Source organism: Sphingobacterium haloxyli, from assembly GCF_002980525.1.
Taxonomy (GTDB): Bacteria; Bacteroidota; Bacteroidia; order Sphingobacteriales; family Sphingobacteriaceae; genus Sphingobacterium; species Sphingobacterium haloxyli.
Genome location: NZ_PVBQ01000019.1, coordinates 38,549 through 61,562, shown reverse-complemented (window position 1 = coordinate 61,562; position 23,014 = coordinate 38,549). Strand labels below are relative to the sequence as shown.

Below are 23,014 nucleotides of genomic sequence, written 5' to 3'. Positions count from 1 at the left end.
ATAAACCAACCTATACAGCTCATTGTTACCATTAATAAATAGAAGTAAGTAAGAAGGACTTTCAACCCATGTAATGATGTATAGGGAACGACAGGCTACGGCGACTTACACCCGTAGACAGGATTTGATAAATGGACTGATACACGGCGTCGGTATACTTTTTGGTATTAGCGGTTTGCCTGTGCTGACCGGTATTGCCACGGCGCACGGCAATACTCCCGGTGTAATCGGATCGGGTATTTACGGATTTTGTTTCCTGCTGCTTTTCACCTGCTCCACGGTATTCCATCTGTCAAAAGATGCAGCCGTCAAAGGTATTTTCGAGGTGTTTGACCACATCAGCATCTACTTTCTTATCGCCGGCACCTATACGCCGTTCCTTCTGGTGTATATAAACGACGCCTTCGGCATTACGCTACTGGCTATCCTTTGGGGCCTCACGATCATGGGTGTTTTTTTCAAGATCTGGTTCACTGGCAGGTTCAATATCATCTCCACATTCATATACTTTCTGATGGGGTGGATCATGGTCGCCGGCGGAAGCAGATTTTTCAACGCCCTTCCTACCACGGTGCTGGTATTGATTTTTGTGGGGGCAGGATTATATTCGTTAGGTATCGCGTTTTACATCTATAAGAAAAATCTGAATGCACATGCCGTATGGCACGCATTGGTACTTGCAGCAGCCATTTGCCATTACGTAGCAATTTTACTGGCCATGTGAGCACAACTTTTTAAAACACTTATCCTTTCAAGACGGAAATTCTTTCCGTATATTTGGCCAGGTCAATAAAGACAAGCACAACCTTTGATACGTTTCTGTACATATATGCTATTAATCGCTTTAACGCTGCAATCCTTCTATCGCAGCATTATGGCTGTGGAATATCAGATAAACCTACCCGACTATCTGGCAAAATGTATAAACAAAGACCAACCTCAGCTTCATTGTGACGGCCAGTGCGTGCTGATGCAGAAAATAAAGGAAAAAGAAAAAGAGGAAACAAAGAAGAATTTAGTGGTGTACGAATACAACGCGCTCTATGTGCATAAAGAGAGCACCATGTACAGCATGTGCCAGCCGAAGGAAGTGGCCAGTCCAAACCATTTTTCACCCTATCGGATTGATTATATATTTAATTATAATACGTCCATATTCCACCCCCCTATTAGCTAATTCCCATTCGTGGAGCCTAGTTTATCCTCTATTTGGCATTTTTTGCCATTTGGATACAGCCCCCATTTCTTAGCATAAATCAAGAGCAGCATATCTTTTCTAAAGGTCATTGCTGTGCGTGCATGATTAATCTATATAAATAATAATGAACAAAATAATATTTTTTCTTATGGCAACATGCTTTGCGCTATTGTCCTGTACAAAAGAAAAAACAGATTACGAAGCGGAAATAGAGGTCGTAGTACCTGAGTACGACGAATTTAAAGAAGCTGTTACCATCCATAGCGAAGGCTATGATATCAAGGTTGAAGCCCTGAATGGAACTTTTTATAAAGGGTATAACGAAATCCGTTTAACGATATTGGATAGTCAAACCCGTAAAGAAGCAAATGCAACAGATGTAACATTGCTCCCCATTGTGACTAAAGCCGATGGGAATAAGCATTCCTGTCCACATAGATACAATTTGGCGTATAGAACAGACGGTAAATACTTCTCAGGATACTCGGTATTTACATCAGAGAGTTTAGTGGACGGAGCATGGGAACTTCATATTCGTTTTACGATCAACCATAAAACCTACACGACGAAACAACGTATCACCGTTCAGCAGCAAACCAACAAAAACCTGAACATGACAACGTTTACAGCGAGAGACGATGAGCAGTACGTCATCGCTCTGGTGTCGCCACAAAGACCGAAGGTGGGCGAAAACGAATTGATAGCCGGAATTTACAAGTTCAATAAATCTGCCGCCTCCGCCAAGGATTATCCAGATCCGTCGCAATTCTCATACACCGAGGCAAGTGGTTATACGCTACAATTAGATCCGAGGATGCCCGAGCCTTCTATGGGGAACCATTCCTCCCCTAACAATGAGGATTTGGTGCAGCGAGACGACGGTCTGTATCGCGGCGTGGTCAATTACACCATGACAGGAAACTGGACGTTGAATTTCATCATGCTGAACCAAAATGGAAAAATCCTCAAAGGGACTAATGTGCCTACCGATTTCACGCCAGGAATTGAGGGGGTCAAAAGTGAGTTGTACCTTGATATTCTATTCTAAGATCATGAAGAAGCTACATATCATCTGTGGGCTACTCTTTCTTGGAATGAGTGCAAATGCTCAACACATACATGCCCAGAGTGACAGTATCCACCGTATTGAAGCCGTAAAGGTTATCGCCGAGACGAAGAAAAAAATAGAGACCGACATGAAAATGGCTGTTTCAGTGGATGAGTTCTTAGCCTCTTCGGACAACATCAGCTTTATAAAACGAGGCGCTTACGCGTGGGAGCCATTGCTCAACAACATGAGTACCGAGCGGTCTACCATTACAATTGACGGTATGCACGTCTTTGGTGCGTGTACAGATAAGATGGATCCGGTCACTTCATATGTCGAAAGCAATAACCTTTCTGCCATCGATATCACATCCGGCCAAGAAGGAAGTATGCACGGGGCGACTGTAGCCGGGAGCATCGATTTGAAAAGGAAAAGCACCCCATTCGGTCTAGACAGGAAATGGCACGGCGGTTATCAAACCGGTTTCGAGACCAATAACAAACAGTTTTTCAACCTCGGAAATCTATCTTATTCAGGCGATAAATTTGTTGCAGATGGCAGTATTGCTTTCAGAAAAGCCGGTAACTACTTTGATGGGAACAACGATGAAGTGAACCATTCACAGTACAATAAATTCAACACCTCATTGGGCCTAGCCTATAAAACAAGTCCGCTTTCCTCCGTACGCGTCGATGCTATCTACGACAGAGCCAAAGATGTAGGCTTCCCTGCACTGCCGATGGATCTATGGCTTTCGCGCGCGATTATCACCTCAGCCGCTTACAAACAATTATTTGAAGAGGGAATCCTGCGCGCTTGGGACACCAAGCTCTATTTCAATGCCGTTGAGCATTACATGGATGATACCAAACGTCCCGAAAACCTGGTTCATATGGATATGCCGGGCTGGAGTACAACGTATGGGCTAGTTTCAACTGCAAACTTGAAACGCGGTGATTATAGCGCTGAAATCCAGTTGAACGTGTACGACAATCTATCCATTGCCGAGATGACTATGTATCCACAAGACCGAAGCAAGAAAACGATGTTTGCATATACCTGGCCATGGGTCACCACCCGCTTTGCGGGGCTTTCGATGAACAACGCGTGGGATATTTCGGAAATGAGCCGATTAAATTTTGGCGGTTCTTTAGGTTGGAATTACAACTATTCCAAATACGTGGAATTCAATTGGATATTTTACCCCGGAGCACCACAGGAGAAAAGCAGAGCGTTACCGGCACTGCATACCAGTTACCAACTGAACATCGATCAATTCGATTTTTCTTTGGGAGCAGGGTATGGACATCGGGCACCTTCTGTTTCGGAGGGATACGGATATTACATCTATAACAGCTTTGACCGCTACGATTATATCGGAAACCCCGATCTGAAAAACGAAATTTCGTATGAGCTCAATGCAAGTGCAGGGTTTAAAAACGAGAAGATGGCCATAGAAGCCAAAGTAAACTATTTTCATATCCAAAATTATATCGTCGGACGAATTTTGAGTCTAGGAAGCCCGATGAACTATCAGTCTGTTGGTGTGAAAGGCTACACATCATTAGATCACGCCAAACTTTTCAATACGACAATAAATGCCAAATACGATTTCCTGCAACACTTGCATTGGAAAGGAATGGTCACCTACGCAAGAGCCACGGACGATAAAAATGGAAACCTACCCTTTATCCGTCCGCTCACCTATCAAACGTCTCTCCATTTCATGCATAAAAAATTCAGCATCCAGACATCTTTACACGGCGATCTTGCACAAGACAACTTCAGTCCCGAATATGGCGAAGACCATACCCCAGCCTATAAAATATGGAACGTAGCAGCAGACTATAGCTTCAGCTTCAGAAATTACAAAGCCGCGTTGCAGGTCGGTGCCGAAAATTTATTCAACGAATACTACAGTACCTATGCCGATTGGGGCAATATCCCGAGAATGGGACGGAATGTTTTCACTTCACTGAAGATTGAATTTTAATACAAACAACAAATTGAACAAAATAATTAATAAAACGATGAAAAAACTAAAAAACTATCTACTATTACCAGCTTGTTCGCTAGCATTTTTTATATCCTGTAACAACGACGATAACCCTGTAGCCAATAATATAACGCTGCATTTTAATAACACATTCAAAGAGAAAACAATCCAGCTTGGCGATCCTACGTCTTCTACGGCTACCGTTAACACCTCCGCAGAAGGTCAAGTACACCACTTTTCCGAATTAAAATACGTGATAAGCAATATCCGCTTGATAAAAGCCGACGGGGCCGAATTTCCATATAACGTTAATGACCTGGATAAGGGAGCTACCGTTATCAATCAAGCGAAACCACACACACTGGATTACGTATTGACCAACATACCGGCAGGCGAATATAAACAGATCAGATTCGGATTGGGTGTTAAGCACGAATTAAATGATCTAGATCAAGCAAGGTTCCCGAAGTTTTATGACGAAGCCGGTGCGAATGACACTGAAATGCATTGGCAATGGGCAACCGGGTATCGATTTACTAAACTTGAAGGTTTCTATGATACAGATAACAAAGCGATGTCTATTCATACAGGAAGCACTTTGAACGGCGACCGGAATGATCCTTCATCTTGGGTGCAAGGCGTTGATGCTTACAGGGACATTACGCTAACACTCACGGACAACGCCATCGTCGGGAGCAACGCACCTCAAATCACCATCGAAGCAGATTTCGATAAATTACTAAGCGGAAACACTGAAATAACATTGGAAGCAGGAAACGCTACCACACCAACTGTTCACAGCGGAAATAAAATGGAAAATATGGTACTGTTTGTCGACAACCTCGGCGGAAACGGTTCCAGCGACCTTACCGGTATGTTTTCGGTTAAAAGTGTTGAAAACTAACATGAAAACCGTATTTATTGTATTCTCCATTTTATTGCTATTGCTATCCTGTAGCCAAGACGATATTATACAGTCCACACCTCATGACAACCCCGAAATCCAACTCGAGATTCCGCAAGATTTTCCCGCGTTGAACCCCGCAGTAAGCCAGAACAAGCCCACAAAGTACGGGGTAGAACTAGGTGAAAAATTATTTCACGAGAAAAAATTCAGTGGCAATAACACGATTTCATGTGCTAGTTGCCATCATCAATCTAGCGCTTTTGCCGATAATAACGCCCAGGCTATAGGTATCTATGGCAGAGTAGGACTTCGGAATACACCTCCCATTCAAAATTTGGCGTTTATGAAGTTCTACAATTGGGATGGTAACAAGCTTACGTTAGAAAGCCAGCCATTAGTCCCGATCATCACGCACGAAGAAATGAACTCGTCCATTTTAGAAGTGATTGAAAAAATAAAGGACGACTACGGTTATAAAGATTTGTTCCAAAAAGCGTTCGGCGATGAAGGCATCACCCCTGACAGGATTTATCGAAGTATTGCACAGTATGAATATACGTTAATTTCCGCCAACAGTAAGTATGATAAAGTAAAACGAAACGACGGGACGACATTTACAGAAAGTGAAACCAGAGGTTATCAAGCGTTTAAAATCAAATGTGCGAGCTGCCACAGTACTGAACTATTTACAGATCAAAGTTTCAGAAATGTTGGATTTCCGCTAAACCCCAGCTCAGAAGAGGCAGGACGTGGCAGAGTAACATTAATCCCTGCAGATTACATGCGTTTTCGAGTTCCATCATTAAGAAATGCCGAATATACAGCACCTTATGGCAGTTTTGGCCAATTTCCGACCTTAAAAGCTGTTCTGGATTACTTCGACAATGGTGTATTAGACGCCGATAACCTCGATCCCATCTTAAAAGCAAACGGCAACAGGATACCGCTAAGCGAACAGGAAAAAGAAGATATTATCGCTTTTATTAAAACGCTAAGCGACCGTACATTTGTCGGGAAATAAATTCCCAATTGTTTCCCAAATTCAATACTACATTGTCAACATATAATGTAGCGTAGAAAAAATAGTTTATAGCCAACCCACTATAATGCATTTTTTTTCGTTATAGATGTTGAACACAGCATAATTAAAAAATAAAATATTTTGATTAGCGAATTTGTAGGCAATACCCCACTTCGGCAATGTGATGCGCTCTCCACTCGGTATCACACCAACATTTTTATTAAAGAGGAATTTCACAATCCAGGAAAGTCAGCGAAAGATCGTCCTGCGCTTTTTATGATTCAGGACGCCATCGCTCGAAAGAAAGTTAAGCCAGGTGGGCTTTTCGTAGAAGCAAGTAGCGGTAACACTGGACTAGGAATAGCTATAATAGCCAAAAAGTTAGGATATCGTGCTAAAATATTCGTATCGCAAAGCTGTTCAGAAGAAAAGAGAGATCTACTGATAAAGGCTGGGGCCGATATTGAAATTTGCGAGAACTCCAACGGTTTACACGATTTCAATTCTACACAGTTTCGCGCACAATCGTTCGCTGCGTCGCATCCAAATGCGTACTTCACAAATCAATATTACAATACCCAAAATATTAGAGCACACTATAAAACTACTGCCCCCGAAATATGGAAGCAAACCGGAGGTAATATTACCCACTTTATAGCGGGTGTAGGCACCGGTGGAACGATATCAGGTGTTGGTCGTTTTTTAAAAGAGCAACATCCCAATATCCATGTTTGGGGAGTAGAACCTTATGGGTCCATACTCGCCCATTTTCTTAGGCACCGCACATTGCCTAACAACATCGCGCCTTTCGATGCCATTGAAGGCATCGGGCGAAACTTCGTTCCTGGTTCATTTGATGCCGACTATGTTGACCATATCTTTCAAGTGAACTATCGAGAAACAAAACGTGTAGCAAAAGAATACTATGCCCAGACCAATATCATGACGGGGTTTTCCAGTGCTGCCGTGGTCGCATCGCTGGATCGGTACGCAGATATGATGGACTTTACCGCAACGGATAACGTTGTTCTACTTTTTCCGGATCATGGTGACCGATATATCAGCAAACTTTATAACGGGAGCGTTCAACAAGCCGACACTTCTTCCCGTATCACTTCATTTAACTTCTGAATATGTATACTTTCAACGATATCGCTATTCCTATTTCCTGGCCGGATAAAACCGCTTTGGGAGATGAAAAATGGATGGTATTTTTAAAACAAATAGGCCTCGTAAAAAATCTCCATTTTAAAGTAGGGCATGCCGCAATATTACTTGTTGAAAGAAATAGCGGGAAGATCCGTTACTTTGATTTCGGCCGCTATTTGTCACCACGGGGTTATGGAAGGGCAAGGTCCGTTCTTTTCGATCCACGCTTAGCAATTTCCACCGCCGCGCGAATCACGCGAAATGGAGACGTTCAGAATATTGAGGAAATCTTGGAAGAGCTTTGTGAAAAAGAAGAGGCTACACATGGCGGCGGACGTACGTTCTTTTCGATATGCAAACACGTTTCCTTTTCAAAGTGCGTAGCTTATGCAGAAAAGTTGGTCGCCCAAGGCCCTGTTTTGTATGGTGCACTTGCCAAAGACAACAACAGCTGCTCCCGTTTTGTCGCACAAATACTAACCGAAGGAATGGACACCGATGACAGCAGGCGTCGCAAAATACTATATCCGGAATGCTTAAAAGCAAGTCCGACAAGTAACGTGGTTAATGCGGTATCTAGCCGAGAAGTGTTCTGTTACGAAAAAGGGGTGCTCCAAACTAGAAAAATGAGACGCAAAGATTCCTTATCATTCCAATTCGGATTGCTAAAAGATAATTTTACCAAAAAAGGCTCAAAAAATTTGATATCCGACCAAACACCCGGTATGATAGAAGAACCGACGCGTCCCTCAACCGTACCAGAGGACGTACAGTGGATGGGCGGCATCGGAGAAGGGGCCTGGTTCCGGTTGGAAAAATTACAAGATGAGAACATATTTGTCATCTATAAATATGCCGCCTCAGGAAAACTAGAATATAAAACACGAACAGTATGCACCCAACATTTCCAAATTGATCGCCCTTATATTTTCACACCCAACTTCCTGTATAGCAGCTATTCCGTTATACAGAACGATAACCTGTACATATTTTCAGCAGAGCCGACGATTGGCAACGCAAACAGCAATCAGGAGAACATGAAAGCTATTTTATAACAACACGAAGCCAAGGGACACCCGCTTAGCGACCAGTAAAAAAACAAAAGTATTAATAGACAAATAAATGGAATTAACAATTTTAAAAGCAAAAATTCACACCGTTAAAGTGACGGAAGCAAATGTAGAATACAACGGTTCTATTACGATAGATGCTGATTTACTCGATGCCGCCGGCATCAAGAAATATGAACAAGTTTATATTAACAATGCCATCAGTGGCAGCCGTATCATGACGTATGTATTGCCGGGCAAAAGAGGCAGCGGCGAAGTTTGTATGAATGGCGGCGCGGCACTTCACGCCAAAGTAGGTGATACCGTACACATCCTTTCCTTTGTCCAGCTATCCCCAGAAGAGGCCGATACGTATCAGCCTACCCTTGTCTTCACAGAAGGAGAAAACAAAATCAAATCAATCGAAAAATACGATTATTAGCGGCAGGCGTTCAGAAAAGGTTGCATTGTACAGACAAACAATGCAACCTTTTGTGCGTTTCGTCATATTTTTTCCACTATATCTTGTTTAACTTTGTCATTAGGGAGTACATTATGGCAAAAGCAGATATACAAACGTTAGACGATATTAAATTGATGGTCGATACTTTTTACCACCGGGTACAAGAAGACGATCTTATCGGTCCGATATTCAACGCCAAATTGGAAGGGCATTGGCCGGTACATTTGGAAAAGATGTATACATTCTGGCAGACCATCCTACTGGACGAGTATACATACCAAGGACGACCGTTCCCTCCCCATGCACAATTGCCGATCGAAGCAAAACACTTCGAACGCTGGTTACAGCTTTTTGATAACACCGTAAACGATTTATTCGAGGGCCCCGTTGCCGACGAGGCAAAAAGCCGAGGACGCAAAATGGCCGCATTGTTCCAAGTGAAGCTTGAACATATCCGCCAATCGCCTTTTAAACCATTGCTTTAAATCATCACCTACCCATCTTAAGGTAATCGGTCTATTTTTGCTGATCGACCAAATGGACATTTTATTGTTTGTAATCCTAAAATAACCATTATTTTTGACACATGGCAAGGACGTTACCGAAACCACCGAAGACGGTAGATTTACATGCAGAAGCTTTTCTGAACAATCTCGACAGTTACGAGACCGATGAGCTATTAGCAGAATCGCTGGAATTGATGCGGGAAATGCTTGACGCAGCGATCTATTGGGATTATACAGAAATCCGTTTTATCCACGGAAAAGGAAAGGGTATACTGCGCCAAGCCGTTTATGAAGAACTAGCCTATTATAAACAGAGCGGTGCTATCGCCAGCTATTACCCCTCCTATCACAACGAAGATATCGTGACCGTTAATATCGGCCTATAACACTTTTACACGGTAGACCTCATAAGGATAAGAAATCTGTGCAAACAGATTTACGTTCATTATTGTTAAATAGATAAAAATTAAATTTTTTAGTAGAATATTTGATTTTTCATACCTATATAGATATAATTTTGAACAAAAAAAACAATAATTGGTTTGTCTTTCGCGATTTGTTAATCCGTTAGATTACCTCCAACACAGCCAATTGCAGAATATCATTCAAATCTATTACATTTGATTCTATAGGAGAAAAGATGAACGATTTCGCTTTACTTCTTGACAACAAAACACAAATACATGACCAGTATGAACAACTTCAAATACGGTATCGATAATCTTAACAGCTCCACCGCGTTGCGCTTGGCACGGGGGGAAAAAAAAGGTATTCTATCGGCCGACACGAAAGAAGCAGTACAACGAAGTGCGCAATATGTTCAGGATATTGTGGCTTCGGGCGACACAGTATACGGTGTGAATACAGGCTTTGGCCCGCTATGTACAACGGTTATAAATGCCAGCGACACCCAGAAATTGCAAGAGAATATCTTGAAAAGCCACGCAGTGGGTGTCGGTAAACCGATTTCACCTTTGCTGTCCAAACTGATGCTCGTGCTAAAAATACATGCACTAGCGAAGGGTTTCTCCGGCGTACAGTGGCGTACAATGGAACGCATCCTGTGGCATATTGATCACGACATTATACCTATTGTCCCCGAACAGGGTTCTGTAGGCGCTTCGGGCGACCTTGCCCCCCTAGCCCATCTTTTCTTACCCCTTATCGGCCTAGGAAAAGTCTGGGTTGATGGTGAAATAAAAGACGCAACTTCTGCTCTGGCGGAACACCAACTTTCACCCCTTACATTAGGCGCCAAAGAGGGCTTAGCACTTATTAACGGCACCCAGTTCATGGCAGCCCACGCAGTCATGGCGGTAACCGAATTACACAATGCATTAACAAATGCAGATCTCATAGCCTGCTTGATGCTCGAAGGATTAAACGCTTCCATCAAGCCGTTTTATACGGAATTGCACGCACTCCGCCCTCATCCGGGCAATCAATTTGTTGCCAGCACGATCTACAATTTGCTCCACGGGTCCAAGATTGTCGAATCTCATAAAAACTGTTCGCGTGTACAAGACCCCTATTCGCTCCGCTGTATCCCGCAAATTCACGGCGCATCCCGACAAGCTTGGGCGCACCTCAGGGATATTGTCGAAACAGAAATTAACGCCGTGACGGACAACCCGGTTATCATCAGCGAAAACCTGACTATTAGCGGTGGTAGTTTTCACGGACAACCCATCGCGCTGCCCATGGATTACGCCACATTAGCCATCTCCGAAATAGGAAATGTATCCGATAGACGCATCTACCTTTCTCTTGAGGGGGACACGATCGGCGTCCCAAAATTACTACTCCGATCAACTGGGCTAAATTCCGGATTTATGATATTGCAATACACCACGGCTGCTTTGGCAAGTGAAAATAAAGGCTTGTGTTTCCCAGCTAGTGCAGATAGTATTCCCACTTCGCTGGGACAGGAAGATCACGTGAGCATGGGGTCAATCAGTGGGCGCAAGCTTCGCCAAGTCATCCAAAACGTAAACCGTATCCTTAGCATCGAATTGATCTGTGCAGCCCAAGCGTTCGATTTCCACCGGCCTTTACAATCGACCCCGATCATCGAAGCCATCCATCAAGAAATCCGTAAATATATTCCGCATATCGAAGCCGATCAACCTATGGAAGACGTATTGTCTAAAGCCCAGGAGTTAGTTGAGTCGGGAGAACTTGTTGCATTGGCGTCGCGCGTCGCCGAAAAACAAGGTCTTCCCTATTACGGCAATCATGTAGAACAATTCAATACCTTTTAATTATGGCGAAAAAACTGTTAGGTCCTTTCACTCAATTATTGCCTTTGACAAACCTACCGTTACATGGCCCATTGGCCGACAACGTATTGGAAATTATCGAATACGGCGGTATTGTAATAGAATACGACCGCATCGTCGAGGTCGGGCCGTATGTTGCATTGCAAGAAAAACACGGTCCTACGGTAACGCTCGTCGAAATCGATACACCGGCGGTATGTATGCCGAGTTATATCGATTGCCATACCCATATCGCCTTCGGCGGAAATCGCGCAAATGATTATGCGCTACGCAATGCAGGAGCGACTTATTTGGAAATAGCTGAAGCAGGCGGCGGTATTTGGAGTACGGTACAGCATACGCGCAACGCTTCTATGGAAGCGCTTACTGCACGTATTATAGAACGGGTCGATGCCTTGATCAAGCAAGGGATTACAACCATCGAAGTCAAGAGTGGCTATGGTCTTTCGGTCGAGCAAGAGCTGAAAACGCTACGTGCCATACAACAAGCTCAAAAACAGGTTCCGGTCGATCTAGTGCCTACCTGCCTTGCCGCCCATATGAAACCTCGGGATTTCGCCGGAGATGCATCTGCCTATTTACAAAAGATGGCGGCCGAACTATTTCCAGTCATACGACGAGAGAACCTCACCAACAGAATCGATGCGTTCTTGGAAAGAAGCGCGTTTAGCGCAACCGAAATAAGACCCTATTTCCGTAATGCCAAAGAACAAGGATTTGATATTACCGTGCATGCCGATCAGTTTACGACATCGGGTTCCGTAATTGCTGTTGAATTTGGAGCGGTCAGCGCCGACCATCTGGAAGCATCCACCGAAAAAGAGATTCAGATACTCGCTAAATCAGATACCGTTGCCGTAGCCCTGCCAGGTGCATCTTTAGGACTAGGCTGCGGGTATACCCCTGCACGCCGCTTGTTAGATCATGGGGCCATCCTAGCCATAGCAACCGATTGGAATCCCGGCTCAGCGCCTATGGGGCAGCTCATGATACAGGCATCTATCTTAGCGGCGGCCGAAAAGCTCAGCAATGCAGAAGTATTTGCGGCGCTAACTTCTCGTGCAGCGAAAGCATTGAACTTGGCTGATAGAGGACAGTTACAGCGCGGACAGCTCGCGGATTTCAATATCTACGCAACCGCCAACTACCAGAACATCACCTATATGCAAGGGACCCTCTTGCCACAACAAGTTTGGAAAAGCGGCAAACTCATTTATACGAAAGGAGAGCAACCATGACATTTCAAGAACAAGTGATCCAGGGTATACCCGCAGTGCTCCCTCCCAAGGCCGTATATGATGACACGATAAGCCACGCGCCAAAGCGTAAAGACATCTTGCGTCCAGATGAAAAGAAACTCGCCGTTCGCAATGCGCTGCGCTATTTTCCGGCTGCGTGGCACAATGAATTAGCGTCCGAATTTTTAGAAGAGCTTAAAGACTACGGCCGTATTTATATGCACAGATTCCGCCCCCCGTATGCCATGCATGCACGTCCTCTTTCGGAGTATCCTGCCAAAAGCAAACAAGCCGCGGCTATTATGCTCATGATACAAAACAACCTTGATCCCGCCGTGGCGCAACATCCGCACGAGTTGATTACCTACGGCGGAAATGGAGCCGTTTTCCAAAATTGGGCGCAGTATTTACTGACGATGCAGTATTTATCTGAAATGACAGACGAACAGACGCTTCACGTCTACAGCGGACATCCAATGGGGTTATTTCCGTCTTCTAAAGAAGCGCCGCGGGTCGTCGTGACCAATGGCATGATGATTCCCAATTACGCTAAACCGGACGATTGGGAACGGTACAATGCCCTTGGTGTGACACAATACGGGCAGATGACCGCGGGGTCGTTTATGTATATTGGCCCACAGGGTATCGTCCACGGAACCACGATCACTGTCATGAACGCCTTTCGAAAGCAGCTACCTGCAAATGAAAGTCCACGTGGCAAAATATTCCTTACATCTGGGCTCGGCGGCATGAGTGGCGCACAACCCAAAGCCGGAAATATCGCTGCATGTATTACCGTATGTGCAGAAGTGAACCCGGCTGCGGCGCGTAAACGCCATACACAAGGATGGGTAGACCTGCTGATCGAAGATATGGCACAACTCATTAGCCGCGTAAGACAAGCGGTCGAACAGCAACAGGTCATTTCAATTGCCTACATTGGGAATGTGGTTGATGTATGGGAAGCTTTTTGGGATGCCAACATACAAGTGTCTGTTGGTTCAGACCAAACATCGCTGCACAACCCTTGGGCAGGCGGTTATTATCCGGTAGGATTTTCATTTGAAGAATCTAATACACTCCTGGTCCAGCAACCCGAAGTTTTTAAAGAAGCAGTGCAACGTTCATTGATACGACAAGTAGAGGCAATCAACAAACACGTATCCCGTGGAACCTATTTCTTCGATTATGGCAATGCCTTTCTTTTGGAGAGTAGTCGAGCAGGTGCAGACGTGATGGCAGCAGACGGCATTAATTTTCGCTATCCGTCTTATGTACAAGATATATTAGGGCCGATGTGCTTCGATTATGGCTTCGGGCCCTTCCGATGGGTATGTACCTCTGGTTTAGCCGATGACCTCCGCAAAACCGACAACATGGCTTTAACGGTACTGGAAGAGTTATTAGGATCCGCTTATCCGGAGATCGAACAACAATTGCAAGATAATATCCAATGGATACGGCAAGCGGAAGCCAATCAGCTTGTGGTCGGTTCACAAGCCCGCATACTCTATGCCGATGCCCTCGGCCGCGTACGGATCGCCAAAGCATTCAATAAAGCCATTCGGGATGGACAAATTACCGCTCCTGTTGTCTTAGGACGCGATCATCATGATGTCAGTGGAACCGACTCTCCATATCGTGAGACGAGTAACATCTATGATGGTAGTAAATTCACGGCAGATATGGCTATCCACAATGTTATAGGCGATAGTTTCCGTGGTGCTACATGGGTTTCTATCCACAATGGTGGTGGTGTCGGGTGGGGCGAGGTCATGAATGGAGGCTTCGGCATGGTTTTGGACGGGTCAGCGTACGCAGACCGAAAACTAGAAAGTATGTTATTTTACGATGTTAACAATGGTATAGCACGTCGTGCATGGGCACGCAACAAAGAAGCTCGCCAAGCCATAGAATTAGAATTGAACCGGACAAGTTCCCTGAAGGTTACCCTAGCAAACGAAGTGGATGACCGTATATTAAATAATCTATTCAACTGATATGTCGACCGCCTATCAAAACTATTACACGCCACCATCATCAGCTAATTGGACCGGGAGAGTAGATGGTTCTGGCCGAGATCATCTCCGTTGGCACCAAGTTGTAAAATCTATACATTTGGATGAAACCGAAAATTTAAGTGGCCGTTATGTGCTACTTGGTTATGCGTGCGATGAAGGCGTGAAACGGAATTTAGGACGAGCTGGCGCCGCAAAAGCCCCCCAAACGTTGCGAAAAAGCTTATCGAACCTGCCCCTCCGACAAGAACAACAGGCCGATATTATTGACGTGGGCGACATTCACTGCCATGATAACAAGCTAGAAGCATCTCAGGAAGCACTTGGCGAAGCAGTGGCTCGCATTTTAAAGAAAGGCGGTTTTCCTATCGTACTCGGAGGCGGACATGAAGTTACTTTTGGCCATTATCTCGGACTTCGGAAGGCCAGCGACAAAAAGATCGGCATCATCAACTTCGATGCGCATTTTGACATCCGAGAACCAAGAGACCATAAGGCTACTTCCGGCACTGGGTTTTATCAAATCGCACAGCAAGAAGAGCGCTTCCACTACCTACCTATTGGTATACAGCAAATAAGCAATACACAAGCGCTCTTCAACACTGCACAGACCTACGGCGTAAACTGGATTGAAGCACAGGATTTTGATGTTTCCAACCAAGTAATAATACAGGATCGACTATCTTCGTTTATACGGGAAATAGATCAGCTCTATGTTACCGTGGATATGGATGTATTTGCATCCCCCTACGCACCGGGTGTCAGTGCACCAGCCTATAACGGGATAATACCTAACCCTTTCTTTATGGCCGTTTTTGAACGTATCATCAATTCACCAAAACTTGTCAGCATTGATTTCGCGGAACTAAATCCAGATTACGATATCGATAACCGCACCGCAAAATTGACGGCAGATCTGATTTTTAGGATTGTTAAACGTTAGTTTCTACCCTATCTCCCCGGAATTACCGTGATTTTTCTGAATTCTACTGCTGTGTGATCTCCCTGCAGATAAATCGGCCCCGGTTCGCCTTCCTTGCTGTCCAGTGCTCCTCCTGTAATGCCAGGAATTTCTTGGTTGCTGATGATTGTTTTCCCGTTGGAAACAATCGTCACCATCCGACCGCGCAGCGTTATTTCGTACTTATTCCACTCGTTTGGTCCTAAAGTCGCCATTTCGCTGGGTGACAGGAATCCGTATACACCTCCAAAATACAACGACCCCGGGTGTCTGTCTTTCGGTGAATCTTCAATCTGCACTTCATAGCGCCCTCTGAGGTATATTCCCGAATTCGCCCCTTCCGTATAACGGAATTCCGCAATCAGCTTAAAGTCTTCAAATTTCTGTTCGCTGATCAGGTTTGCACCACTTTCCTTGTTGATCAGGATGCCATTTTCAACAATCCATTGGCTATTCTCGCCAGATGTTTCCCACCCCGTAATGTCTTTTCCATTGAACAGTTCAATAGGTTCTCCCCATTGTGCCTCTCCCGTACGTACGAGATAAGGCGCCTTTACTCCTGTAAAGCTAAAGGTGTTACCCTTATTCGTTGTGATAGTACCGCTGATTCCCTCACCGGCCAGTTCCCCTTCAATCGTAAAGAAACCGTCTCCTCCTTCCCATTGGGGCGGGATCTGAAACGAAAATTTACCGTCCTTGATTTGAATATGCGAAACAGGTCGCGCACTTCCTGCATCGGCTACGAAGGAGCCCACCAATACATTAAGCCCCGAAAGTTTAACTTCCAGCCAAGAAGGAGCTTCTTTACCATCTTTATCTACGGTAATGTTCCAGCGTCCAATCAGTCCTTCCGCCTCTTCAGGCACCACCTGCGTAGCAGCGTTATGTATTTCTTCCTCCTGTTTCTGTCCGGGTGTGTCGTCATTACACGAAACCATACCTGCAGTTAACAAGCACATCAACGTGCTATATCCTAGATATTTTTTTAGCATAGCTTTAGTTAAGGTTTTTAAAGACGCTAATCTACAAAATAAAATTATCTATCGCCAAAGTGGAGGTAAACATCGTGCTTGTAATGTCCTTTTCCCCTTTTATTATTTTTGTATCGCTTCTTTTTTTGCCCGGGAGCATGACGCTTAGCCGACTTGTCTCCATAGATTTTTTTTGCCTTTCCGGGAGGCAAATTCCGGTGAGGATGTCTATGTGAATAACACGACGAAAGCGCCAGCAAGAATGTCAATATCAATGTAAATCCCAGAATTTTTTTCATACCTGATTAAATATTTCCGCACTACACACAAATTCCAAGCCAAAACCTATAAATGCGAAGATGAGATTATATGGAAATAAATCGATAATTTAGCCAAAAGCAATAAATTATAACTCATGGGTAAAGTCAATATCAAATCTATTGCAGCAGCACTCCATCTATCTCCAGCTACCGTTTCTCGCGCTTTAAATGACAGCTACGAAATAAAACAGGAGACTAAAGAGCGGGTTTTGGCATATGCTGCTAGACACAACTATAGGCCCAACCCCTTTGCAAAGCACCTCAAAACGGGGAAGACCAATCTCATCGGCGTGGTGATTCCGTTTCTTTCCAGCCCCTTCTTTTTGGAATTTATTGACGAACTATACAACGCCGTTTTGCCGCACCACTATACGCTCATTCCTTTTCAAACACAAAACAATGAGAAAATAGAAAAAGAAGCGCTAGATTTTCTCGTTCGTCAGCACGTAGCCGGCATCATCATTTCACCCGCCCACGAAAAGTCTAACACCGAATTACTAAAACATATCCATCACCATACTTGCCCTGTGATCCTCTTTGATCGCATCCAACACGGCTTAGACACTTATAAGATCGGTATACACAACAGTCTAGAAACCTATAGTGCGACAGAGCAGCTCATTAAGAAAGGACGGACGAAGATTGCTTTTCTCTGTGGCAAAGATATTGGTAACACGAAAGACCGCATCCGAGGCTACAAGAACGCACTTCATAACTATTCCATCCCATTTCGGGAAGAATATGTCATTCACGCAGATTATCAAGATCCAACACAAAACATCGATAGCGAACTAAAAGAAGTCTTCAGAAAGCTTCAAACAACGGACAACATGCCAAATGCCATTGTTGGCGGCACGGACACTTTATCCGTTAAGGTGTTAGGCATATTGGCCACACTTGATCTGTCTGTTCCGCAAGATGTCGCCGTGATCGGTTTTACCAATACCAATCTTGCAAACTACTTAAATCCGGCCTTGTCCACCATCCGACAACCTACACAAGAGATGGCTCGACTAGCGCTGGAATTGTTAATAAAGCTTATTGACAAACAACAAGACAGACGGGATATCGTCTATGAGAATTTTATGCTTCAGGCGACGACAATCAACCGAAAGTCGACGGAAGTTTAAACCAGCCGTAAGCAGTTTGCCAACATTTTGAAACTCATTGTTGGTTGAACTTGAGGGTATCGGCATTCTTTTTACCCCCCGTTACACCTCGCGTAACGACAGACTCGCTCTCGTATCCTTTTTTCACCGTCGTGTCGTTGCTCGCAGGCATCACCCTGCCTGCCAATCGCGTACCTGCGCTGATTAACTCGGGCGCAAGTGCCTGCAAAGCTATCGCCAGTTTCGCCGTAAGGGAAAGCGTGATCTCTCTATCTCGACGGGCTATCCCATCCACAATACGCTTGGCAGCCGTCTCCGCTCCTTGCGACAATAAAGGAAACGCGTTTGCCAGTTTAAACCATGCGTATTCGGCTCGATGATTGCCTTTTATATCGATGTTGCGAGGGCTACCTGTTCGCATTAAATTGGGGATTACTGTGGTCACAACAATATTGTCCCGATCCAACTCACTTGCCAGGCCTTGCGAAAGACCGACCATGGCAAATTTACTCACGCTATAGGGTAACATATGCGGCACCGAAATCTTTCCGCCGATCGAACAGATATTGACGATGTAACCTGCGCCCTGCGCTTTGAAATAAGGTGTAGCGGCTTTTGTCGTATACAGGGCAGACCAACAGTTCGCTTCCATCACATTTTTGTAATCGGTTATGCTCATCACCTGGTCCGGTCCTAAGAGCATCGTGCCGGCATTATTGATTACCATATCCAAGCGCCCATAATGCTGTACAACCTTTTCCATCATTTCATTTACTTGATCCGGCACGGTAACGTCTGCCTGACAGGTGAACATCGGATAATCATACACAGCGAACTCCTGCTGTGTGTTTTCTAGATGCTCCGCTTTCCGTGCACATATCGCTATACGGGCTCCTCTAGCTGCCAACTCTCTTGCCAGCGCCAGGCCGAGTCCACGAGAACCTCCGGTAATCAAAACCACTTGGCCAGCCAGATCGGCCGAATGCATCCGCCGGCGCACTTTCTTCGCAACATACCAAGCTGCTCCAGCCAAGGTAGCCAGTTTAATCGTTCGGGTGAGCATGCCTACTATCATAATATCTTATTTTTTTGGTTCCTGCATCTTCCCCATCCGTTTGGTAGCCGAACTATCAGACATCAGGTTGCTCGCAGCAATCATTAATTTATTTTTCACACCAGAAATTACCTTGTCCTTGCCCACCATCAGTGCGTTATAGCCATCTTCCGCCACTTTCGCGGGATCGCTTAGCTTTTGGTCCATAACCTTAGACTCCGTCATGCCTGCTTTGTTGAAGAAATCCGTGTCTGTGGCGCCCGGCTCAAGCACAGTGATGGTAATATTGCTATCCGCAATCTCTTGTCGAACAGCTTCAGAAAAGGAAAGAACAAACGCTTTCGTCGCATGGTAAACTGCCTGCCAAGGCCCCGGAACTTCGGAGGCAATGGATCCAAGTTGGAGAATCTTACCACGTTCATGCGCCAACATGTCTTTCAGAAATAGATGGGTTAAACTGGTCGTTGCCACGATATTGAGCTGAATAATCTCCAGTAAGCGGTCCAGGTTCGTTTTTGCAAAAAGCCCATACTCGCCCTGTCCGGCGTCATTAACCAATACATCGATAAAAATATGCTGGTCGCTGACTTTGCGATAGACCTCGTTCGCTGCATCGGGCGCAGCCAAATCTTGCGCTATGGTATATACTTCAATTTCAAACGCCGCCGCTAGCTCATGCTTCACCCGCTCAAGCCGAGCTTCGTCCCGTGCTACCAATACCAGGTTGTAAGCGTCTTTTGCAAAGCACTTCGCGAGTTCCAGGCCAATACCAGCTGTGCCTCCTGTAATGAGTGCATATTTTTTTAAGTTATCGTTTTTCATGGTATTTTTCTCTTTATCGACAATCCGTTCTATATAAGAAGAACACGAACTCACGTCTTTGGTTTACGCTACGTTATATTTACTTAACGCTAAATTCGACCAGGCACCCTCGGAGATCAACATGATCGGGGCTTTCCGCTGTCGGACCTGAAGTTACCGCCGACCGATCCGTGATCAGATAAATTCTGCTTCCATCTGGCGAAAGACAAATATCGCGATAGCGCACGTCCGCTGCGAATAATTTCTCGGGAATGCCTTCAACACTCCTTCCATCGGCAGTAAGTTTTAGCCGATAAACAGCGCCATGTTTTAAGCTGGTTACCAGCAAACTATTCTGCCATGACGGAATTCCAGGATGGTTATAGTAGATAAGGCTGCTCGGCGCTATAGATTGCCAATCTTGGTTCTCGCCCGATCTTATTTTTTCCATCTTTACCCGTAACGAGTCATTGCCCGTTGGCTTGAAACTATATAACGGATCGCGATACTTCATTCCCCATAACCTTGCCGTGGCTGCTTCGTCCACAATAGACGGAAGCATCGTATTCCATTCTCCTGGCAGTTCCCCGTCGTCCGAGACGGCGGCTGCTAAACCATTGTAATTGCCATCAGCATACCCTACTATGAACGGATGGCCATAATTCCTGCCGGCTTCAATCAGGTTAACTTCATCGTCAGACATCGGTCCATGCTCGCAAGCGTATAGGTATGAGAAAACATCGGATTTGCCCCAAGAGAGGCCTTGTGGATTACGGTGGCCCAAAGAAAAAACCGGCGAGCCCTGAAACGGGTTATTTATGGGTATCCACGGATGTCCACCCTCCGATGACACTGCTGGGTCTAGACGATATCGTAATATCTTTCCTTCCTTACGTGTAGGGTCCTGAGCGTAGTTCACGCGCGCTGCATTACTGTACTGCCCTGCACCCATATCACCCAATGCATAAAAGAGAAAGTATTTATCCTCATGCTGCATCACCTCTAATCTTCCCCCATTATGGTCATTGCTCCCTGGAATATCCTGATCAATCACTTCTTCGTCATGCAGTAATTTAGTCTGCTCATTATATCGAAAGCGCGATAATCTAGACGTAAATTCATTTCCTGAAAGGTGTTTATATACATAGGCTAGGTAAACATAAGGACTGCCATCGGCAAATTGAGGATGGAGTGCCATTCCCATCAATCCGCCTTGCGGCCATGGCCTATCGTCCAGGTCTAAGGTATCGTAACGCGGAAATTCTCGTACTGTGCTGAGATCAAGAGCTACATGTACATTCTTCGTCTTTGGATCGAATCGCAAAACGCGGTACGTTTTACTCTCGGTAATCCATAAATGATCGTCCGGCCCATAAACGACAGACCAAGGGTCTGCCAGTTGAGATCGCAGAATAGATCGTTGGAAATGAGGTTCCTGTCCGTAAAGATCCACCCCAAGTATGTATAAACACAAAAGAAGATTGTTGCTTTCGCCATTTGTATGCTATAAGAATCCTAGGAAGGAACGCCCGTCAAGAAAATTTGTTTCCACTTTTGAGCGTGCTGCTAATTTATACGATAGCGAAATAGGTTATCCTAATTCGGAAAAAGCGTTAACCGCCGGACAGTAGGCTGTTTACGATAAAACCAGAGTATAAACAGGATTACGAGTATAATTAACTCTGCTATATCACCACCGTAGTACATCATCACAGCAGCCTCCTGCTTGGCAGAAGCCGTATCGTAGCCGGCGTCCATTAACGGATCCATATACCACGATTTGCACGTCACCGCGCCAGAAAGTCTATCTGCGTAGCCCGTGGCGGGTAACAGCTGTATATACATTATTTTGCATAAATAAGCATGAAGCGCAATGCTCAAGAAGATAGCAGTAAGTCGTACATATATATTTGGCCGACGCGGAATCGCCTCTAAACCAATCAATGACCAGACAAAAAGATATCCCGCGAGGAAGAAATGAAGGTGCACGGCGTGATGTATCAAAGACCTTTCCAAGCTTAATTGATAAAGCGGCGTACAATAGAGGATATACATCCCGCCTATATTTAGCAATAACGCTGTAAACGGATGTGACAAAAAACGGACTGCGCCAGATTTTAAGATAACCATCATCCACCTAGCAACGGCAGGTGAAACGGAAAGTAGCGTTACCTTCAGCGGCATCCCGAGTACTAAAAATATCGGTGCATACATCGCTATCAGCAGGTGTTGCACCATATGCCCCCGGATATCTTGGTGCCCCCACTGCATCATCGAAGGCGCTGTACCAACGCAAAGCAGGGCAATACCGAAACCGAAACTCAATAAGTGCCACCATGAAATATTCTTCCCACGGTAGCGTATCCGCAGGAACAGAACGAGATAGACAAGTCCTAGCAGCCATACGATGCCGTTCATCGTGCCGAGTATATTTCTTTGGTATACCGTCGATACAGCAGTATCCCCACCCCTAACAATAACAGCCCAGCCATGTTCCAAGCAATATCGTAGGGCAACACGTTACTAACATAACGGATCTGATGAAGGCGTAGCACCTTATGGTTGATTAGCCCATCGAACAACTGAAAACCTCCTGCACCTAAGCATGCGCTCGCCCATGCGATTTTTGGCAAGAAACAATTCTTACGCCGGAGGTCGAGCATAATAAAAAATCCCGCTACCAAAAGAATCAATTCAAAAGCGTGTAAAAAGCCGTCAGCCAATAAGCCGATGGCTTCCGTGGCCCCGTCATAAAAATGATGCCATGCCAATATTTGATGAAAAACGATTTCGTCAACAGCCGCCATGGTGCCTATTCCAACCATGGCCCCGGCCCTTGCCGACCATCGCACGGCTTTCGATATGTTCGTTGCAGATTCCATTGTTGCGCGATTTTACATTCACACATCAGAAGAACGCATGCCGG

Annotated in this window: 22 protein-coding genes; 16 read left to right on the top strand and 6 right to left on the bottom strand. The window is 45.1% G+C overall.

Features of this window, described 5'->3' with window-relative positions; translation table 11 throughout:
* Positions 1–73 precede the first annotated feature (73 nt).
* From trhA to hutG, 15 genes are all read left to right on the top strand, one after another.
* Entirely contained in the window at positions 74–724 is a 651-nt protein-coding gene (trhA, locus tag C5745_RS17890) for a PAQR family membrane homeostasis protein TrhA (RefSeq protein ID WP_243403387.1), read from the top strand.
* Between the two features lie 105 nt (positions 725–829).
* Positions 830–1,177 (top strand): hypothetical protein, encoded by a 348-nt coding sequence (locus C5745_RS17885; protein WP_105718379.1) that lies wholly within the window; start codon positions 830–832, stop codon positions 1,175–1,177.
* Between the two features lie 169 nt (positions 1,178–1,346).
* On the top strand, positions 1,347–2,246 hold the full coding sequence (locus C5745_RS17880; protein WP_243403386.1) for a hypothetical protein: 900 nt from the start codon (positions 1,347–1,349) through the stop codon (positions 2,244–2,246).
* A 4-nt stretch (positions 2,247–2,250) separates the two neighbouring features.
* Positions 2,251–4,239: a TonB-dependent receptor plug domain-containing protein gene (locus C5745_RS17875; protein ID WP_105718377.1), complete on the top strand. Its 1,989-nt coding sequence runs from the start codon at positions 2,251–2,253 to the stop codon at positions 4,237–4,239.
* Between the two features lie 37 nt (positions 4,240–4,276).
* Positions 4,277–5,146 carry an MbnP family protein gene (locus C5745_RS17870; RefSeq protein WP_105718400.1) on the top strand — a complete coding sequence of 290 codons (870 nt, stop codon included), beginning with the start codon at positions 4,277–4,279 and terminating at the stop codon, positions 5,144–5,146.
* A gap of 1 nt (position 5,147) precedes the next feature.
* Positions 5,148–6,170 (top strand): cytochrome-c peroxidase, encoded by a 1,023-nt coding sequence (locus tag C5745_RS17865; RefSeq protein WP_105718376.1) that lies wholly within the window; start codon positions 5,148–5,150, stop codon positions 6,168–6,170.
* Positions 6,171–6,311: 141 nt separating this feature from the next.
* Positions 6,312–7,301 carry a PLP-dependent cysteine synthase family protein gene (locus C5745_RS17860; protein ID WP_165793134.1) on the top strand — a complete coding sequence of 330 codons (990 nt, stop codon included), beginning with the start codon at positions 6,312–6,314 and terminating at the stop codon, positions 7,299–7,301.
* 2 nt (positions 7,302–7,303) lie between these two features.
* Positions 7,304–8,374, top strand: a complete 1,071-nt coding sequence (locus C5745_RS17855; RefSeq protein WP_105718374.1) for a DUF6695 family protein — start codon at positions 7,304–7,306, stop codon at positions 8,372–8,374.
* Positions 8,375–8,441: 67 nt separating this feature from the next.
* Positions 8,442–8,810, top strand: a complete 369-nt coding sequence (panD, locus tag C5745_RS17850) for an aspartate 1-decarboxylase (protein WP_105718373.1) — start codon at positions 8,442–8,444, stop codon at positions 8,808–8,810.
* A gap of 113 nt (positions 8,811–8,923) precedes the next feature.
* The gene (locus C5745_RS17845) at positions 8,924–9,316 is read left to right on the top strand and encodes a group III truncated hemoglobin (protein ID WP_105718372.1); all 393 of its coding nucleotides are present in this window, start codon (positions 8,924–8,926) and stop codon (positions 9,314–9,316) included.
* 101 nt (positions 9,317–9,417) lie between these two features.
* Positions 9,418–9,723 carry a Smr/MutS family protein gene (locus tag C5745_RS17840; protein WP_105718371.1) on the top strand — a complete coding sequence of 102 codons (306 nt, stop codon included), beginning with the start codon at positions 9,418–9,420 and terminating at the stop codon, positions 9,721–9,723.
* Positions 9,724–10,029: 306 nt separating this feature from the next.
* A complete protein-coding gene (gene hutH / locus C5745_RS17835) occupies positions 10,030–11,598 on the top strand; it encodes a histidine ammonia-lyase (protein ID WP_105718399.1) in 1,569 nt (522 codons plus the stop codon).
* Between the two features lie 2 nt (positions 11,599–11,600).
* Positions 11,601–12,854, top strand: coding sequence for an imidazolonepropionase (gene hutI, locus C5745_RS17830; protein WP_105718370.1), 1,254 nt, complete (start codon positions 11,601–11,603; stop codon positions 12,852–12,854).
* Entirely contained in the window at positions 12,851–14,854 is a 2,004-nt protein-coding gene (locus C5745_RS17825; RefSeq protein WP_105718369.1) for a urocanate hydratase, read from the top strand. Before hutI ends, C5745_RS17825 begins: the two co-directional genes overlap by 4 nt.
* Position 14,855: 1 nt before the next feature.
* A complete protein-coding gene (gene hutG, locus C5745_RS17820) occupies positions 14,856–15,815 on the top strand; it encodes a formimidoylglutamase (protein WP_105718368.1) in 960 nt (319 codons plus the stop codon).
* An 8-nt stretch (positions 15,816–15,823) separates the two neighbouring features.
* Here hutG and C5745_RS17815 read toward each other — a convergent pair whose 3' ends face one another.
* Positions 15,824–16,825 carry a 3-keto-disaccharide hydrolase gene (locus tag C5745_RS17815; RefSeq protein ID WP_105718367.1) on the bottom strand — a complete coding sequence of 334 codons (1,002 nt, stop codon included), beginning with the start codon at positions 16,823–16,825 and terminating at the stop codon, positions 15,824–15,826.
* Between the two features lie 394 nt (positions 16,826–17,219).
* Here C5745_RS17815 and C5745_RS17805 point away from each other — a divergent pair, with 394 nt between their 5' ends.
* Positions 17,220–18,254 (top strand): LacI family DNA-binding transcriptional regulator, encoded by a 1,035-nt coding sequence (locus tag C5745_RS17805; protein ID WP_105718365.1) that lies wholly within the window; start codon positions 17,220–17,222, stop codon positions 18,252–18,254.
* Between the two features lie 34 nt (positions 18,255–18,288).
* Here C5745_RS17805 and C5745_RS17800 read toward each other — a convergent pair whose 3' ends face one another.
* From C5745_RS17800 to C5745_RS17780, 5 genes are all read right to left on the bottom strand, one after another.
* Positions 18,289–19,308 carry an SDR family NAD(P)-dependent oxidoreductase gene (locus C5745_RS17800; RefSeq protein ID WP_105718364.1) on the bottom strand — a complete coding sequence of 340 codons (1,020 nt, stop codon included), beginning with the start codon at positions 19,306–19,308 and terminating at the stop codon, positions 18,289–18,291.
* 6 nt (positions 19,309–19,314) lie between these two features.
* Entirely contained in the window at positions 19,315–20,109 is a 795-nt protein-coding gene (locus C5745_RS17795; RefSeq protein ID WP_105718363.1) for an SDR family NAD(P)-dependent oxidoreductase, read from the bottom strand.
* A 79-nt stretch (positions 20,110–20,188) separates the two neighbouring features.
* A complete protein-coding gene (locus C5745_RS17790) occupies positions 20,189–21,562 on the bottom strand; it encodes a PQQ-dependent sugar dehydrogenase (RefSeq protein WP_105718362.1) in 1,374 nt (457 codons plus the stop codon).
* A gap of 122 nt (positions 21,563–21,684) precedes the next feature.
* A complete protein-coding gene (locus C5745_RS17785; RefSeq protein WP_105718361.1) occupies positions 21,685–22,506 on the bottom strand; it encodes a cytochrome c oxidase assembly protein in 822 nt (273 codons plus the stop codon).
* Positions 22,503–22,970: a DUF2243 domain-containing protein gene (locus C5745_RS17780; RefSeq protein ID WP_105718360.1), complete on the bottom strand. Its 468-nt coding sequence runs from the start codon at positions 22,968–22,970 to the stop codon at positions 22,503–22,505. Before C5745_RS17780 ends, C5745_RS17785 begins: the two co-directional genes overlap by 4 nt.
* Positions 22,971–23,014: the final 44 nt, after the last annotated feature.

What these genes read in the sequence shown, in the direction of transcription:
- C5745_RS17800 (WP_105718364.1), bottom strand. Translation starts at nt 19,308, where the DNA reads ATGATAGTAGGCATGCTCACCCGAACGATTAAACTGGCTACCTTGGCT.
- C5745_RS17845 (WP_105718372.1), top strand. Translation starts at nt 8,924, where the DNA reads ATGGCAAAAGCAGATATACAAACGTTAGACGATATTAAATTGATGGTC.
- hutI (WP_105718370.1), top strand. Translation starts at nt 11,601, where the DNA reads ATGGCGAAAAAACTGTTAGGTCCTTTCACTCAATTATTGCCTTTGACA.
- C5745_RS17885 (WP_105718379.1), top strand. Translation starts at nt 830, where the DNA reads ATGCTATTAATCGCTTTAACGCTGCAATCCTTCTATCGCAGCATTATG.
- C5745_RS17795 (WP_105718363.1), bottom strand. Translation starts at nt 20,109, where the DNA reads ATGAAAAACGATAACTTAAAAAAATATGCACTCATTACAGGAGGCACA.
- C5745_RS17870 (WP_105718400.1), top strand. Translation starts at nt 4,277, where the DNA reads ATGAAAAAACTAAAAAACTATCTACTATTACCAGCTTGTTCGCTAGCA.
- C5745_RS17780 (WP_105718360.1), bottom strand. Translation starts at nt 22,970, where the DNA reads ATGGAATCTGCAACGAACATATCGAAAGCCGTGCGATGGTCGGCAAGG.
- hutG (WP_105718368.1), top strand. Translation starts at nt 14,856, where the DNA reads ATGTCGACCGCCTATCAAAACTATTACACGCCACCATCATCAGCTAAT.
- C5745_RS17825 (WP_105718369.1), top strand. Translation starts at nt 12,851, where the DNA reads ATGACATTTCAAGAACAAGTGATCCAGGGTATACCCGCAGTGCTCCCT.
- C5745_RS17785 (WP_105718361.1), bottom strand. Translation starts at nt 22,506, where the DNA reads ATGAACGGCATCGTATGGCTGCTAGGACTTGTCTATCTCGTTCTGTTC.
- C5745_RS17875 (WP_105718377.1), top strand. Translation starts at nt 2,251, where the DNA reads ATGAAGAAGCTACATATCATCTGTGGGCTACTCTTTCTTGGAATGAGT.
- C5745_RS17805 (WP_105718365.1), top strand. Translation starts at nt 17,220, where the DNA reads ATGGGTAAAGTCAATATCAAATCTATTGCAGCAGCACTCCATCTATCT.
- panD (WP_105718373.1), top strand. Translation starts at nt 8,442, where the DNA reads ATGGAATTAACAATTTTAAAAGCAAAAATTCACACCGTTAAAGTGACG.
- hutH (WP_105718399.1), top strand. Translation starts at nt 10,030, where the DNA reads ATGAACAACTTCAAATACGGTATCGATAATCTTAACAGCTCCACCGCG.
- trhA (WP_243403387.1), top strand. Translation starts at nt 74, where the DNA reads ATGATGTATAGGGAACGACAGGCTACGGCGACTTACACCCGTAGACAG.
- C5745_RS17855 (WP_105718374.1), top strand. Translation starts at nt 7,304, where the DNA reads ATGTATACTTTCAACGATATCGCTATTCCTATTTCCTGGCCGGATAAA.
- C5745_RS17865 (WP_105718376.1), top strand. Translation starts at nt 5,148, where the DNA reads ATGAAAACCGTATTTATTGTATTCTCCATTTTATTGCTATTGCTATCC.
- C5745_RS17815 (WP_105718367.1), bottom strand. Translation starts at nt 16,825, where the DNA reads ATGCTAAAAAAATATCTAGGATATAGCACGTTGATGTGCTTGTTAACT.
- C5745_RS17880 (WP_243403386.1), top strand. Translation starts at nt 1,347, where the DNA reads ATGGCAACATGCTTTGCGCTATTGTCCTGTACAAAAGAAAAAACAGAT.
- C5745_RS17840 (WP_105718371.1), top strand. Translation starts at nt 9,418, where the DNA reads ATGGCAAGGACGTTACCGAAACCACCGAAGACGGTAGATTTACATGCA.